Below are 15228 nucleotides of genomic sequence, written 5' to 3'. Positions count from 1 at the left end.
GTTAAAAATCTGGCGCTCGAGAGAAGATTTATTTATTAGACACCCTATCTATTCTCATGGGATTTGAAGAATACTATCAGGCATTTAGGGCATATACTGATATTTACTCAAAAGAATATCAAAAAAGAATAGAAGAACTCGAGCCCTATTTACTCAAATTCATGGAGAAGAAAGGAAAAGTTTTAGATTTGGCTTGCGGGGTCGGAGGATTTTCATTTCTTCTTGAAGAGTATGGATTCGATATAATCGGAGTGGATATCAGTGAAAAGATGATAGAGAAAGCCAGGACTTATGGAAATGAAAAGAACTCTAAAGTCGAATTCCTTATTGGGAATGCTATGAATCTTCCCTTTGAAGATAATATATTTGACTATGTAATATTTCTTGGAAACACAACGACACATTTTTTACCAAGAGAACTAAATAGGGTCTTCAAAGAAGTAAGGAGGGTCCTTAAAAAGGAAGGGCTCTTTTTAATAAACTTTATAGATATGAGAGAGCTACTCTCTCGAATCCAGATGGGGACTGTCATAGGAGAAAAATATTGGATTAATAAAGTCGTTATAGATAAAGAAGAGAAAACCGCCCTGATAGAATACAGAAGTGATGAAATCACTTTTCGAGTCAGATTTGTTATTTGGGGAAGTACAACTATAGATCTACTTGCAAGAATGTATTTCACTCCAATAGAGACCATTAAACTTGATGAACTTTCATATCTAAATATCTACAAGAAAAAATAAGAAACTAAGACTCGAGTCTAAGCCTCTTAATGACAAATTCCCTGTCCAGTGACGCTAAGAATGGAGCTAATCTTGGACCCCGTTCTTTACCTATAAACAAACTATAAAGCACTTTAAAGTATTTTTTACTTGAAATTCCCCGTTTTTTAGCAGCATCGAAGATAACCGTGTTTAACTCATCGACTGTAAATCTTTCCTTTCTTTCAATCCATTCTGCGAGTTCTTCCAAAGCTTCTTTGATGTCTTCACTCATCTCTACTGTGGGCAATTTTTCTTGAAGTTCAAATTTAACTCCTTCAGGAGCATATTTCTCTACCCAGTTTTTAGCAAGCTGTATCCTCAATTTTATTCTCTCTAGATCTTCTTTTCCCAGATCAGTTGGAATATGACCCTGTTCCTTTAGCACATTTATTATTTTATCCTCGTCCAAATGGGGCATCTGAACTAGCACTACGAGGAACCTAAAAGGTGCCTGCGCTATTAATCGCTCTGGAATAAAGGGCATTGAAAGTTCATAAGTCCTCTTAAGCTCTTCCCCTTCTTCAGGGTTTTTAGCCTCTTCCATACCAAAATACAGCCTCTCGACCTTATCAAATTCATCATAAAGATTTAACAAACCTAATTCGAGGTCGATTTTTATTTCCTTGTTCGGCCTATGTCTCGCATAGAGGAACCTTATTACTCCCGGCTCTAGAACTTCATAAAGATCGCTCAGCAATATAACGTTTCCCTTAGATCCACTCATCTTACCTTTTTGACCTTTTATGCCTACAAACTCATACATAAGCGGCATCGGAGGTTCTTTTCCATAAACTGCCTTTATTATCTCAATACCCGTTTCATATCCTGAACCTGCTGCTAGGTGATCCTTTCCAGCTGGTTCAAAATCCACATTAAAGTGAGCCCATCTCATGGGCCAGTCTACCCTCCATCTGAGCTTAACATTCCCGTCTCTGATGTCTGTAACATCTTCACGGTCACAATGTATACATCTATACTTTATCTTCCATTCGCCATCCCATTCGACAAATTGAGCCTCTTTGCGGCAGTTAGGACAATAAATTTGAACTGGTTGCCAATCTTCAGGCAAATGGGGCTGTTTTGCCATGTCTCTAAACTTATTTAAGATCTCCATAATCTTGTTTCTCTTTTCAAGGGCTATCCTCACATCATTAGCGTATTCTCCACTTTTGTAAAGTTCGCTCGCCCTTAGGAAATCCACAGCAATGCCTAACTTTTCTACTTCTTCTTCAAAGAGCTCTCTAAAGTGATCAGCATAACTCTCATGACATCCCCAAGGATCAGGAACTTCACTTACAGGCATTGTGAGATACTCTTGCCATTCCTTGGGAACGTTTTTCGGGACTTTTCTAAACCTATCATAATCATCCCACATATGAATATGTCTAACCTTCTTTCCTTTGTCTTTTAAAGCGTGACCTACTATATAAGTGGTGAAAAGTTCTCTAAAGTTTCCTATGTGGACATAACCACTAGGAGTGATTCCACTCTCAACTACATAGGACTCTTTATCCCCCTTTTCTCGAATAATTTTCTCAGCCATATAATCAGCCCAATGAACCATTTTTCATCCCCCAATGTAGACTCATAAAGATCATTTTTAAGTTTTGGCTCTGCGTTTTCAAATAGAAATGCGAACAAACAAAGTTTAAATATTTTGACCTCCTATTAACGGGTGATGGAAATGAACATAGCAACGGCAGTATTTTTTGCAGCACTCCCTATTTTAAGTGCAATATTCATAACAAAGTACACAGGCAAAGAATATGCATGGGTAAACAGAAAAATAATTCATTTCAGCATTGTGCCTGCAACACTCCTCTACTATTTCGAACAAATCCCCAAAGAAATATTCTCTCTAGCAGCACTTCTTTTTGGAACCGCCCAATTATATTTGCACATAAAGAAGGGAGAACTTCAGTGGTATCAAATAGATAAGAATTATGGGGAGGTGTTCTTTGCATTCTCTGCAGCCGTAGTAGTGTTTTTCCTCCCCAGAGAATATGCAACAGCACTTCTTTTGGTTATGGCAATAAGTGATGGGGTTACTGGAATCATAAGATTTCATTATTTCAGAAAAAGAGGGTATAATGTAAATTTAAAGAAACACTGGAGTGGTAGTGTAGGATACTTTTTCTCAAGTCTTTTAATAGCCTTCTTTTTCCTTCAGAGTGTTTCTTGGTACTCAAAGTTCTTATGGAGTATTATTCTTACATTTGCTGAATACCAGCGATTTATAGACGACAATCTCTCCGTACCAATCATAGGGATACTAATTAGGAGTATACTCTAGCTATTCAGCCCATCTAACTTTTAGACTATCCTTTTTGGCCTTTAAGAATTCTTCCACTAGCGCTTTTCCACTTGCTTCCATAAATTCCTCAATGTTATTTATTCCAAGCTCTTTTAGACCTATTGCAGTGACTTCTTCTGGAATTCCTTTTGCTTCCACGTTTATCCCTATGTGAACTTTAATACTCATCGGAGAGATTGTAGCAATAGAAATACTAAGTTTCTTATCATTGACGTAAATGTCATCGCCGCGTCTGGAAGTTTTTATTCCGTATGCCTCCAAAACTTCACAGAGCCTTACTATAAAGAGCTTCTGAAGGACTGACGCTAAGAAAACATTTGGAACCTCAAAAACCTCTATTATATAATGGACCATGTCATCACTTTTTATCTCCTTTTTCTGACGGAGATCCTCAATATCGATCATCTCTTCAACTTTGACATTACATTTTCCCCTGAAAATGACTATTGAATTTCCTAGAACTCCAAAGTTCCTGTACGCCCAGTGACTCTTTATGGCAGAGCCGTCATAATCAATCCTCTTATCCCTAACTATCAAAAGTTCCATTTTCCTCACCCCAACTTCTTTCTATGAGGTAGAATTTAAGTTCTTCAAAATTTTTTACATCTCTCCACATATGAACAAACTTTATCTCTGGAATTGCCCTTTTGACTTCTTCTAGATGAAGAGTCCTATCGTCAACATAGATTACTTCATTTATCTCATACCCAATGGTTTGAAGTTGTTTGAGAGTCCTAAGTATCATATCGGCTTTATTTGGATGGTTTTCAATTTTAGGAAAAACAAAGTAATGCCAAATACCAAATTCTTCAAGAATAGGTCGAACCAATTCTTCTACATTCCAGCTTGCAATACTCAAGAGAAATCTGTCTTTTGCCCATTCAAGAAACTCCCTAGCTCCTTCAAAAAGTCGCAATTTATTTCCATAAGAGTCAACTAATTCATTCCTATTGACTTTAAATGGAGGGGTCAACCTAGATGCATCATAGTGATCCCACAAAGTACCATCAAGGTCTAGAATCAACAATTTCATTATTTTCACCAAGAAATAATCATAACTTAGATTTTTGAAATTATCGTTAAACTGGAATATACATTCAGAAGAGATTAAAGTTACAAGGACCGTGCATAGGTAGATTTGGCCTATCAAATGCCCAGCCCCCTTTCGGGGGTAAGAACCTCGGGCTATTGGGAGCGGCAGACTAAACGGGTCGGTTTCCCTTCCCGCTTACATCCCCGCTCCATCAAACCCGTCTTCTGCGGGCGCCCTCGTCCCTGGCAACGGACCGGTCACCCGACCCCTTGCGCCAGGGAGTGGCCGCCTATTTTCGGGGGCCGCTTCGGCCTTAGATGCCTTCAGGCCTTATCGGCTACGGCGTAGCTGCCCGGCTATGCCCTGTAGGACAACCGGTAGACCAGAGGCCGCGGCACCCTGTTCCTCTCGTACTAAGGGCGCCTTCCCCTCAGGCGGCCAGCACCCCCGGTAGATAGCATCCGACCTGTCTCACGACGGTCTAAACCCAGCTCACGTTCCCCTTTAATGGGTGAACACCCCCACCCTTGGCCCCTGCTGCAGGACCAGGATGGGAAGAGCCGACAGCGAGGTAGCAAGCCTCGGGGTCGATATGGGCTCTCGCCCGAGACGACTCTGTTATCCCCAGGGTAGCTTTTCTGTCATCCCAGGCCCCCACCGGGGAGGCTCTGGGGTTCGCTAGGCCACGCTTTCGCGGCTGGACCCGCCTCTGTTACGGGTCCAGTCAGGCCGGCTTTTGCCCTTGCACTCTACGGCGGATTCCTGACCCGCCTGAGCCGACCTTAGGGCACCCTCGATACCTTTTCGAGGGTGTGCCGCCCCAGCCAAACTGCCCACCTACCGCTGTCCCCGCTTTTGCGGGTTAGCCATACGGCAAAGGGTGGGCGGTGTCTCATGGACGGCTCCATCCGGCCCGGAGACCGGACTTCGACGCCTCCCGCCTACGCTGCGCACCCTCCGCCGTATGGCAACGGCAGGCTGCAGTAAAGCTCCATGGGGTCTTCGCTTCCCACCGGGGGTCCCTGGCATATGCGCCAGGCAGTGGTTTCGCCGGGCCCCAGCCGGGGACAGTGGGGACCTCGTTACGCCATTCATGCAGGTCGGCATTTAACCGACAAGGAATTTCGCTACCTTAAGAGGGTTATAGTTACCCCCGCCGTTTACCGGCGCTTCACCCGGTTGAACCCGGGCTTCACGTACCGGCACTGGGCAGGCGTCGGCCCCAGTACAAACCCTTTCGGGCTAGCTGGGACCTGTGTTTTTACTAAACAGTCGGGCCCCCCTAGTCACTGCGACCTGCGGTTTACGCAACCGCAGGCACCCCTTCTCCCGAAGTTACAGGGCCAATTTGCCGAGTTCCCTCGGCTGGGTTTCCCCCGACACGCCTTAGGCTTCTCACCCAGGGGCACCAGTGTCAGTTCTCGGTACGGTCGCGGAGGATCGTTCTCCAAGGGCTTTTCACGGGCCCCAGGGATCGGCGGAACCCCCCTTACGGGAGGCCATTCGCGCTTTCACCCGGTTCTCGCCATTACGGCACTCCCCGGGCTTATACGCTTAGCCGGCCTTGTGGACCGGTCCGCCTACCCCGAGGCGTCACCCTCGGAGCTTGCGTTGCCGCACCTACCTCCGCGGTACGGGAATATAAACCCGTTTCCCTTTCGCCAGCACCGAGTTACGGGCTGGCTTAGGACCGACTAACCCACGGCTGACGAACATTGCCGTGGAACCCTGGCCCCTTCGGCGGCCGGGATTCTCACCCGGCTATGCTGCTACTCCCGGCAGGATCCGCAATCCCGACGGGTCCACCGGACCTCACGGCCCGACTTCTACCCCATCGGGACGCCCGCCTACCCGATCACGGACCAATCGGTCCGTGCGCCGGGGTCTCGGCGGCCGGCTTGAACCCCGTCCATTTTCGGGGCCCCTGACCTCGACGGGTGAGCTGTTACGCACTCTTTAAAGGATGGCTGCTTCTAAGCCTACCTCCCCGCTGTCTAAGGCCAGGGACACCCTTTGGAGTAATACTTAGCCGGCACTTTGGGGCCTTAACCCCGGTCTGGGTTGTTCCCCTCTCGGTGGACGGCTTACACCGTCACCCTACTCCCCCCATCTACGGCGGTAGTGGGTTCGGAGTTTGACAGGGTGCCGGAGGCTTTCGCCCCCTGCACACCCAATCAGTGCTCTACCCCACTACCTACCTCCGGGGAGGCTATCCTGCGGGATAATTCGGCGGGAACCAGCTATCTCCGGCCTCGATTGGCCTTTCACCCCTAGCCCGAGGTCACGGGAGCGAATTGCACATCAGCATCCCTAACGGGCCTCCATCCCTCTGTTGAGGGACTTCACCCTGCCCCGGGCTAGATCGACCGGTTTCGGGTCTCACGGCCGTGACTCCGGGCGCTTTCACACCCCGTCCCTCGGCGAAGCGCCTGCGGACCTGTCGGTTTCCCTGCGGCTCCGGGGATTTATCCCCTTAACCTCGCCACGGCCGTGAACTCCCTGCCCCGTGTTTCAAGACGGACGGTGCAACCCCGGTCCTCTTCCCTCGTACTCTCCCGTCGCCGGGATTTCCTTCGGGAAGAATCATTCCTTTCGGGCCGCACCCAACTATCGCCACCTGGTTTCAGGCTCTTTTCACCCCCCTCCCGGGGTGCTTTTCAGCTTTCCCTCACGGTACTAGTTCGCTATCGGTCTCGGGACGTATTTAGGGTTGGGAGCCGATGCCTCCCAGCTTCCCGCCGGATATCCGACCGACGGTACTCAGGAACCCCGCAGGAGCCTTCGGGCTTACGCCTACGGGGCTATCACCCTCTCCGGCGCCGCGTTCCAGCGGACTTCGGCTTCACCCGAGAGGCTCCAATGCAGGGCCCTGCTACACCACATCCCCTGAGTGTTTCCACTCAGGGTTCAGTTTGCCCTGTGCCGTTTTCGGTCGCCCCTACTCACGGCATCGCTTTTGCTTTCTTTTCCTGCGGGTACTAAGATGTTTCAATTCCCCGCGTTCCCTCTCCCTGGTGGGAGTGCGGCAAAGCCGCAGGAAGTCCCATTCGGGAATCCCCGGCTCGAAGGCTGCCTGCGCCTCACCGGGGCTTATCGCAGCTTGCCACGCCCTTCGTCGGCGCCCCGAGCCGAGCCATCCACCAGGTGGCTTAGGTTTCTTACCCCCTACTTGGAGGCTGGACATTTTTTGGGCCAAATCTACCTATGCACGGTCCTCATCGTGACCCCTATTTCGGGGCCTAGGACCCTTCCACCCCGAGCTTTGCTCGGGATGTGCACCTCTTCGTGGTGGACCGGCCGGGATTTGAACCCGGGGCCTCCGGCTTGCAAAGCCGGCGCTCTCCCAGGCTGAGCTACCGGCCCACTTCAAGCAGACCCAACACCCCTTAAGCCCCCCGGATGGGTTTCCGGCGATAGGAGGTGATCGAGCCGTAGGTTCCCCTACGGCTACCTTGTTACGACTTCTCCCCCCTCACGGAGCCCGGACTCGACCCCGCCCAGAGGACGGAGCCTCATCCAGACCCCGCTCGGGTGGAGTGACGGGCGGTGTGTGCAAGGAGCAGGGACGTATTCGCCGCGCGATGATGACACGCGGGTACTAGGGATTCCAGCTTCACGCGGGCGAGTTGCAGCCCGCGATCCGAACTGGGGGCGGGTTTAGGGGATTCCCTTCCCCTTTCGGGGTCGGATCCCATTGTCCCGCCCATTGTAGCGCGCGTGTAGCCCGGGGGTTTCGGGGCATACTGACCTACCGTCGCCCGCTCCTTCCTCCGGCTTATCGCCGGCAGTCCCCCCAGAGTGCCCCCTTCCCAACGGGAAGGGCTGGCAACTGGGGGCACGGGTCTCGCTCGTTACCACACTTAAGTGGACGCCTCACGGTACGAGCTGACGGCGGCCATGCACCTCCTCTCGGCGTGTCCGGCAAGACCTTCAGCCTGGCCTTCATCCTGCCGTCGCCCCCGGTGAGGTTCCCGGCGTTGAATCCAATTAAACCGCACGCTCCACCCCTTGTAGTGCTCCCCCGCCAATTCCTTTAAGTTTCAGCCTTGCGGCCGTACTCCCCAGGCGGCGGGCTTAACGGCTTCCCTACGGCACCGGGCGAGCTCGAAGCTCACCCGACACCTAGCCCGCATCCTTTACAGCCAGGACTACCCGGGTATCTAATCCGGTTTGCTCCCCTGGCCTTCGTCCCTCACCGTCGGACCCGTTCCAGCGGGGCGCCTTCGCCACTGGCGGTCCCCCTGGGATTATAGGATTTCACCCCTACCCCAGGGGTACCCCCCGCCTCTCCCGGTCCCAAGACCCGCAGTATCCCCAGCAAGCCCCACGGTTGAGCCGTGGGATTTCGCCAGGGACTTACGGGCCCGGCTACGGACGCTTTAGGCCCAATAATAGCGGCCACCACTCGGGCCGCCGGTATTACCGCGGCGGCTGCCACCGGCCTTGCCCAGCCCTTATTCCCGGAGCTTTTTACACTCCGGAAAAGCCGTGGCGTTGCCACGGCACTCGGGGTCCCCCCGTCGCGGTTTCCCGCATTGCGGAGGTTTCGCGCCTGCTGCGCCCCGTAGGGCCTGGACCCGTGTCTCAGTGTCCATCTCCGGGCTCCTGCTCTCACAGCCCGTACCGATCTTCGGCTTGGTGGGCCGTTACCCCACCAACTACCTAATCGGCCGCCGGCCCATCCTCGGGCGGACAAAGTCCCTTTCGGCCTGAGGACCTTCCAGTACCTCAGGCCTATGGGGGATTAGCCCCAGTTTCCCGGGGTTATCCCCCTCCCGAGGGTAGGTTACCGACGTGTTACTGAGCCGTCCGCCGGTGGTGCCCCAAAGGGACACCCCCGTGACTCGCATGGCTTAGTCGGACCCCGATAGCAGTGGCCTCCGGCAGGATCAACCGGAATTGCTATTAGGAGTACGGCCGGTGGGACTCCCTTCAAAAGGGAGTACCATAAAACCCATCCGGGGTTTGGTCGGGGTGTTGGGCCTGCCTTACCCCCAAGGGGTCCCCTTTCGGGTTTCCTTGGGAGCGCACTTTGCTGTGCCCAAGGCTGGAGGGCGGGGTTCATTGTTGGGTGCTTTGCACCCACTCCCCTCGACGCCGCCGTTTTATGCCTGGGCTTTGGGCACCCTCATTCGGGCGCTCCACCCTATAGTCCGAGACCCCCACAATGAAAAATTTTTGCAAAACCCTTCAGTAAGGAGATTTTTGAAAAAGAAACTGTCAAAAAACATTCCAATAATACCCACTTTTTAACAAATAAATGTAAGATTTCTTGCAACTTAAGCTAGTGTAACCATATATCCTCAAGTATATTTTCTTCGCTAAATCTTCTAAAAGAAGTTTAAGCCTCTCACCAAGCAGTATTTTTAAATGGACATACCATAGAACACTTGAGGAAAATATATACAGAAGGAAGTAAACATAAGAATGATACTAGCAAATACCCTCCACCATATCTCGTGACAATATGCCCTTTCCACCACCTTCATCTCTCTCAATGTGCTTGACTTCATTGAATTTAGAGTAATATCTACCTATTTCCAACAGCTCTGGTACTCCTCTTCTCAAGTGCTGAGAAGTATCAATGCAGACCTGCAGTACTATTGAACCACGAATATACCAAAAGACTAGATATAACCCTTGTGAGAAGTTCAACTTGAAATCCAAAGTTGAATCTTTAAAATTAAAAAAAGTTAAAGCCCCAAAATATCTTCAACAATGCTTATTTTCGAGACTGGTGTAGGAATTGTGTTTATAACAGCAAGTTCATCAACAGCGGCGCTTACTCTTTCAATGGCCCCCTCTGCAAAAACTCCATGTGTAGCAACAACAAATATTTTATCTGCTCCCATGTTTCTGAGAATATTTGCAGCTTTTATCATAGTTCCACCAGTGCTTATAATATCATCTACTATAAGCACGTTCTTGCCTTTAACGTCCACATCCACAGGTGTCATTTGTACTTCTGTTGGTGAGATGCGTTTCTTTTCAAAATAACTGAAGTCCAACCCCAAAATATCTGCAACAGCTTTTGCTCTTTCTAATGCACCCTTGTCTGGTGCAAGAACTAAACCGTTGTCAAGGTTATCTTCAAAGTACTTGGCTATGGCTTTGGCAGGGCTCAAATTCACAGCTTTGCCGGGGAAAAATTCCAGTGTTTTAGGATTGTGGAGATCAAACACATAAAGTTCATCATAATAAAGTCCAATCATCTTCATGATTGCCCTAACACTTATGGGCTCACCTTTCTTGGTTACTCTATCTTGCCTAGAGTATGCTAAGTAAGGGACAACAGCTTTAAGATGCTTGAATCCTTTTTCCTTAAGTGCATCTCCTAGGAGCAAAAGTTCAATTAGATGTTCATTTTGAGGATTAAAGGTCGATTGTATAACTAAAGCTTCTTCGCCGTCTCCAAGCACTCTAACATACTTCTCCCCATCAGGGAAAGTTTTTATTTCTACCTCAACAACAGTTTTTCCAAACTTCTCAGCTTTGTTCTTAATTTCCTCTGCCATGTGATATGCACCACTACCTAAGATTACTTTCATTCTTGTCACCTCCATGAAAGGTTCCCCCAAGACTTAATATCTTTTCTCATACTAAGAGAACCGCTATAATACCAGCTAAGAATATACCATCAAAGGTTCCCGCTCCTCCAATGCTCACCATTGGAGCACTGAGTTCTTTGAGTTTGTCCCAATTTAAGAGATCGGCTCCTATTAAGACACCCATGGTCCCACTGGTATATGCAATAAGGGGTTTATTATAGGCACCTATCGAAAGAGCAAGTATTACCGCAACTAAAGGTGGAATAAAGGTTGGGATAGCTATTCCCAAGCCTTTCACGGGTCTAGAGAAAGCTTTACTGACCACAGCAGAAACCAAAATAGCCACTATCATCCTAGTGAGAAGGAACGTTTCATCAAGGATTAAAAGTCTTACTACTTCATACACAACAATACTTAAAGGAACGAGTGCACCACCAACGTTTATACTAACAATAGTCTTCTGCTCTCCCCAGTCCACATATGGAACTGGATACGTAACTCCAAAGAAAGAGACTTTTGCCACCTTTACGATTGGACCATAACTCCTTATTTCTGTAATTGGAATATTCACAAAACTTCCTATCAAAGCTGCCCAGAATAAAGTAAACGCTACAGGTAAAGGAAGTCCCAGCTTCTGGAAAGCAATAGTTATTGTACTAGCAAAGAGTATGAATAACAAAGGTAACAACAAGACCAGGAAAATTAAAAATGGCAAAGTCAGAGGCAGGAAAAAATATCTTCTCAATTTTAAACCCCCCTAACATTAAACCATGTGAAGAAATCCTTCTGGATTATGATATTACCCAGCTTATTCTTATTAAGAGAAAAGACCCCAGGAATCTTTGCAAGCTTTACTTTCTCAATAGCAAATCTCTTATTTGTATTGCAAGTTTCCTCTTTAGTTCTACTTGGAATATTCCAAACGTTTCCTCTTTTTTCTCTAAACTTCCATACTGAATAAGGTCCTCTAACTCTCAGGTCTTTCATATGGCTTCAAATCGAAATAATGAGAACTCCTTTATAAAACCAACGTTATATGGGAAAGATTTAAGTGGAGTTCCACTCTATTATCCGTGGAGGCTACGCCTATGAAGATTATTTGGTATGGACACGCGTGCTTTTGGATCGAAACAAGAGGGGTAAAAATCCTCATAGATCCTTATGAGTATGTAAATGATGATGCCATAGACGGCATTGACTACATCCTAGTAACTCATGAGCACAGTGATCACTATGGAAAGACTCCTCTCCTAGCAAGACTCAGAGATGCTACAGTGATTGGACCGAAAACCGTTTATTTGATGGCAATAAGCGATGGAATCACCAAAGTGAGGGAAATAAGAGGAGGAGAAGAGATAGAATTAGAAAACAATGTGAGAGTAAAAGCGATTTTTGTGGAGCATCCCTCCAGCCAATATCCTCTTGGTTACATTATTTCCAATGGAAAGAAAACTATCTTCCACCCTGGAGACACATATTATACCCCAATTTTCAAAAACTTGCGTGGAGAGGTTGATGTTCTTTTTGTTCCAATAAGTGGGAGATCAACAGCAAATGTGAGAGAAGCTGCAAATATTGTAGAAATCATGCGACCAAAGATTACAATACCTATGCATTATGGAGCCTACAGTGAGGCTGACCCAAACAAACTTATCAATGAACTCCGAGAGAAAAGGGTTTGGAGCCTAGTGAAAGTCTTAGAGATCGGCAAGCCTTTTGAGATTTAACGGTGTGAACGATGCTAACTACTGGCAGTAAAGCCCTAGACGAGTTATTAGGGGGAGGTATAGATAAAGGAGTTCTAACACAGATATATGGACCATTTGCCACTGGAAAGACTACACTAGCAATGCAAGTAGGGCTTTTAAATATGGGAAAGATAGCATATATTGATACTGAAGGAGGCTTTTCTCCAGAAAGGTTAGCCAAAATGGCGGAGTCACGAGGTATGGATGCAAATACAGTTCTCCAAAGATTCCTGATATTTGAAATATTTGACTTCAAAGAGCAGAGGAAAACTATATCAAGGCTTAAGAAAATCGTTAACGAAACGTTTTCCATGATTATTGTTGACTCAATAACAAACCACTATAGAGTTGAAGAGAACAAAAGTGCTATAACAGTAGATTTAGGAAAACAACTCCAAGTGCTCCTATGGTTATCAAGAAAATACAATTTAGCAGTTATCGTAACCAACCAGGTGTATTTTGACTCAAAACAAAATACGCTAAAGCCGATAGCTGAACACACATTAGGGTACAAATGTAAGGATATAGTACGTTTAGAAAAATTGAGACCTGGTTTGAGAATAGCTATCTTGGAGAGACATAGGTTCAGGCCAGAAGGTGGAATTGTATATTTTAAAATAACAGATAAAGGAATAGAAGATGTGGAAAAAACTAAATCTTCTCAAACAATTCTTGAGTAAGCCTCAATATAGCCTTGTATAACTTTTCGCTTATCACTCCATCTTCGTAGTGCATCTTTAGTTCCTCTTTATCAATTATCTCCTTCTTTCCATCGGGCCACTTGACAATATCAACTTCTAGATCAACATAACGGGCTTTGTCTGGATAGATCTCAACTGGAGTACAAATGTTGTAGTATTCTCCTTTCAGATTCCCTTCTTTGTCATAGTAGCTGTGTTTGAACCACCATTTACCATCCTCTATCTCTGTTATTGCATAATCTCCGTGTTCTATTGGTACATCCAGCCCATCATAAAACTTACCTGGCTTTAGATACCTCTTAACCTTAAGTTTGAGTGGATTTAATGAGACCTCTAAAATTTCTCCTGGCCCAATCTTAATTATTTGGCCATCTGGCTTTACATGTTCAAATCTAAAAAGCCATCCAGACTTTGGACCTTTATTATTAACTAACGTCTCTAAAAAGCCTTCACTAACTTTTTTTCGTTGAGATGGCATTTTAGCTAGAATTCCTTCTCCTATCTCAACTGCAAACCCAAACTCGGGGTCGTAGGCCTTGAATTTATGGTGGCCCTCTATTGTGGGAACCACGGTGTTTCTAATATCGTCAAGCTTTGCCTTAGCCGCTCCTCCAAATTCTACTTCGTATATATCCCTTCCATCTACAATTTTTGCTGGAGCTGAGTATTTATCTGCGTCTTTAAGCTTTTCAGCGATTTTTGAAAGTTTAATAAGCTCATCTCGTAATAAATTCCAATCTTTGTATGCTGCAGCTGTCCTCCATAGAACTCCCCATTCCCCTAAATCCACACTTAATCCAAGTATTCTAAGTCTCTCCCGCTCACTCTGCTCCCTAATTTTCCTAGAAATTTTAACGTGTCTCTGTGTACCAATTGGCTTTGGAATAAGAACTGCATAATCTCCTGGGATAGTAAGAAGGACGCTTAAATGTGGAAGCAAGTTGTTTTTCTTTACCTGAACTAGCACTTCGTCTCCTTCCATAGCATCTGGGAATTCTTCAATTAGCAATGTCCCAATGGCACTTCCTATATCAACATAGACATATCTGTCGTCTCTCTTAACCACCATTCCTTTATATATGCCATACAGCTGATATGGCATCTTTCTGAAAAAAACATCCAAAAATTTCTCTTCAAGAACTTTTTTAACTTCCTCAACTTTTGTACCAACTAAAACTACACCATGGGAATCTCTTTTGTCCTGAATATCTACATCAAATTCATCATAAGCTTTTTCAATGTTTAACCTTTCGACGATTCTCTGACTTGGCTGGCTTATTTTAAATCCTTCGTCAAGTAGCAGTTTTGTTAATGCAGTACTGTATATTCCTCTAATCCTCACCGAAACCTCTGAGTTTGTAGACATATTCACCACCTCTTTCCCGTTTTTCCACAACACCGATGAGCATTAAGCCTTCAAGGATTTTAGCGGCATGAGTTCTCTCAACACCACTATTTTTTTCTACGTTCCTCACCTCAACCCACAATAGGCCTTTGGAATGCCAGTCTCTCAAAGCCTCTTCAACTTTATGAACCCATGAAGGGTAGTAATACAAGTAATACACAAAGGATATGAGGGTATCAATTGTATTTTCTAACATCTCTATTTTTTGCATTTTATTCACGATATTGGTCGGTGGTAGTTTTCTCTCTTCGCTTATAAATATAAGCCCTTCAAGCTCCCCAGTTAATTTCTGAATTGCTTGAGTTATAGAGTAATCATAGATCCTATAAAACTGCAAAAGTCTTTGAAGTGAAGCATTTATCCTAGCTCTTTCACTAAAACTAATTTTAGGACTCTCAACTAGTGGAAGAAGTTCTTCTACACGAAATTTTATCTGATGTTCATTCTTTTGAAGTTCCTTTGCAAAAACTTCAAAACGACCCCCAATTAAAGAAGACAAGCTAACTATCTCAGACGCAACATCAAATTTTTTCTCAATTATCTCATGAAGGGTTAAGAGTAGTCCCCTTAGCTCATCAAAGTCCCAATTTGAAGAGAGTGAATAAGCCTTCAGAAAAGCTTTCTGAAATTCTTTATGGAGAAGCTCTGCTTTTTTAACAACTTCGCGAATTTTCTCTACATCCACGGTAATTCCCCCCTAAAATATAATACACTC

Annotated in this window: 13 protein-coding genes, 1 tRNA gene and 2 rRNA genes; 4 read left to right on the top strand and 12 right to left on the bottom strand. The window is 46.2% G+C overall.

Translation table 11 applies throughout. The features are described from left to right. Positions 1-56 precede the first annotated feature (56 nt). On the top strand, positions 57-743 hold the full coding sequence (locus K1720_RS03700; RefSeq protein ID WP_251950027.1) for a class I SAM-dependent methyltransferase: 687 nt from the start codon (positions 57-59) through the stop codon (positions 741-743). A 4-nt stretch (positions 744-747) separates the two neighbouring features. Here the strand turns inward: K1720_RS03700 and lysS are convergent, their stop codons facing one another. Next, positions 748-2328 (bottom strand): lysine--tRNA ligase, encoded by a 1581-nt coding sequence (gene lysS, locus K1720_RS03695; protein ID WP_251950025.1) that lies wholly within the window; start codon positions 2326-2328, stop codon positions 748-750. Between the two features lie 114 nt (positions 2329-2442). Between lysS and K1720_RS03690 the strand changes: the two genes are divergently transcribed. Further along, positions 2443-3057, top strand: coding sequence for a diacylglycerol/polyprenol kinase family protein (locus K1720_RS03690; RefSeq protein ID WP_251950023.1), 615 nt, complete (start codon positions 2443-2445; stop codon positions 3055-3057). Here the strand turns inward: K1720_RS03690 and K1720_RS03685 are convergent, their stop codons facing one another. The 9 genes from K1720_RS03685 to K1720_RS03645 all read right to left on the bottom strand — a co-directional run bounded on the left by K1720_RS03685 (position 3058) and on the right by K1720_RS03645 (position 11646). Then, a complete protein-coding gene (locus K1720_RS03685) occupies positions 3058-3624 on the bottom strand; it encodes a DUF366 family protein (protein ID WP_251950021.1) in 567 nt (188 codons plus the stop codon). It abuts the gene before it with no gap. After that, positions 3605-4111 carry a magnesium-dependent phosphatase-1 gene (locus tag K1720_RS03680; protein WP_251950019.1) on the bottom strand — a complete coding sequence of 169 codons (507 nt, stop codon included), beginning with the start codon at positions 4109-4111 and terminating at the stop codon, positions 3605-3607. The genes K1720_RS03685 and K1720_RS03680 overlap by 20 nt, the downstream gene beginning before the upstream one ends. Positions 4112-4246: 135 nt before the next feature. Then, a 23S ribosomal RNA gene (locus K1720_RS03675) occupies positions 4247-7276 on the bottom strand. A 121-nt stretch (positions 7277-7397) separates the two neighbouring features. After that, positions 7398-7474 (bottom strand) — tRNA-Ala (locus tag K1720_RS03670). Between the two features lie 52 nt (positions 7475-7526). Then, positions 7527-9011: ribosomal RNA gene (locus tag K1720_RS03665) — 16S ribosomal RNA — on the bottom strand. Together the 16S and 23S rRNA genes with 1 tRNA gene alongside form the textbook arrangement of a ribosomal RNA operon. A gap of 533 nt (positions 9012-9544) precedes the next feature. Further along, complete coding sequence (locus K1720_RS03660; protein WP_251950017.1) at positions 9545-9778, bottom strand: hypothetical protein; 234 nt, start codon at positions 9776-9778, stop codon at positions 9545-9547. Positions 9779-9804: 26 nt separating this feature from the next. Further along, positions 9805-10659, bottom strand: a complete 855-nt coding sequence (locus tag K1720_RS03655) for a ribose-phosphate diphosphokinase (RefSeq protein ID WP_251950015.1) — start codon at positions 10657-10659, stop codon at positions 9805-9807. A 46-nt stretch (positions 10660-10705) separates the two neighbouring features. Further along, positions 10706-11404 (bottom strand): DUF1614 domain-containing protein, encoded by a 699-nt coding sequence (locus K1720_RS03650; protein WP_251950013.1) that lies wholly within the window; start codon positions 11402-11404, stop codon positions 10706-10708. 2 nt (positions 11405-11406) lie between these two features. Continuing rightward, on the bottom strand, positions 11407-11646 hold the full coding sequence (locus K1720_RS03645) for a hypothetical protein (protein WP_251950011.1): 240 nt from the start codon (positions 11644-11646) through the stop codon (positions 11407-11409). A 101-nt stretch (positions 11647-11747) separates the two neighbouring features. Here K1720_RS03645 and K1720_RS03640 point away from each other — a divergent pair, with 101 nt between their 5' ends. Further along, on the top strand, positions 11748-12386 hold the full coding sequence (locus tag K1720_RS03640; protein WP_251950009.1) for an MBL fold metallo-hydrolase: 639 nt from the start codon (positions 11748-11750) through the stop codon (positions 12384-12386). 11 nt (positions 12387-12397) lie between these two features. Beyond that, complete coding sequence (gene radB / locus K1720_RS03635; protein ID WP_251950008.1) at positions 12398-13087, top strand: DNA repair and recombination protein RadB; 690 nt, start codon at positions 12398-12400, stop codon at positions 13085-13087. On the opposite strand, the gene K1720_RS03630 is transcribed toward radB, so the two are convergent. Both K1720_RS03630 and K1720_RS03625 read right to left on the bottom strand, forming a co-directional pair. Next, a complete protein-coding gene (locus tag K1720_RS03630) occupies positions 13059-14474 on the bottom strand; it encodes a ribonuclease FAU-1 family protein (RefSeq protein WP_251950006.1) in 1416 nt (471 codons plus the stop codon). The two genes, radB and K1720_RS03630, sit on opposite strands and share 29 nt — an antisense overlap. Further along, positions 14440-15198 (bottom strand): hypothetical protein, encoded by a 759-nt coding sequence (locus K1720_RS03625; RefSeq protein ID WP_251950004.1) that lies wholly within the window; start codon positions 15196-15198, stop codon positions 14440-14442. Before K1720_RS03625 ends, K1720_RS03630 begins: the two co-directional genes overlap by 35 nt. Positions 15199-15228 lie beyond the last annotated feature (30 nt).

Origin of the sequence: Thermococcus argininiproducens (assembly GCF_023746595.1) — an archaeon.
In the GTDB taxonomy this organism is placed as follows: Archaea; Methanobacteriota_B; Thermococci; order Thermococcales; family Thermococcaceae; genus Thermococcus_A; species Thermococcus_A argininiproducens.
Note: the sequence above shows the minus strand (reverse complement) of the source record. Positions and strands in the feature narration are given on the sequence as shown.

What these genes read in the sequence shown, in the direction of transcription:
- lysS (WP_251950025.1), bottom strand. Translation starts at nt 2,328, where the DNA reads ATGGTTCATTGGGCTGATTATATGGCTGAGAAAATTATTCGAGAAAAG.
- K1720_RS03645 (WP_251950011.1), bottom strand. Translation starts at nt 11,646, where the DNA reads ATGAAAGACCTGAGAGTTAGAGGACCTTATTCAGTATGGAAGTTTAGA.
- K1720_RS03655 (WP_251950015.1), bottom strand. Translation starts at nt 10,659, where the DNA reads ATGAAAGTAATCTTAGGTAGTGGTGCATATCACATGGCAGAGGAAATT.
- K1720_RS03700 (WP_251950027.1), top strand. Translation starts at nt 57, where the DNA reads ATGGGATTTGAAGAATACTATCAGGCATTTAGGGCATATACTGATATT.
- K1720_RS03640 (WP_251950009.1), top strand. Translation starts at nt 11,748, where the DNA reads ATGAAGATTATTTGGTATGGACACGCGTGCTTTTGGATCGAAACAAGA.
- K1720_RS03690 (WP_251950023.1), top strand. Translation starts at nt 2,443, where the DNA reads ATGGAAATGAACATAGCAACGGCAGTATTTTTTGCAGCACTCCCTATT.
- K1720_RS03630 (WP_251950006.1), bottom strand. Translation starts at nt 14,474, where the DNA reads ATGTCTACAAACTCAGAGGTTTCGGTGAGGATTAGAGGAATATACAGT.
- K1720_RS03685 (WP_251950021.1), bottom strand. Translation starts at nt 3,624, where the DNA reads ATGGAACTTTTGATAGTTAGGGATAAGAGGATTGATTATGACGGCTCT.
- K1720_RS03680 (WP_251950019.1), bottom strand. Translation starts at nt 4,111, where the DNA reads ATGAAATTGTTGATTCTAGACCTTGATGGTACTTTGTGGGATCACTAT.
- radB (WP_251950008.1), top strand. Translation starts at nt 12,398, where the DNA reads ATGCTAACTACTGGCAGTAAAGCCCTAGACGAGTTATTAGGGGGAGGT.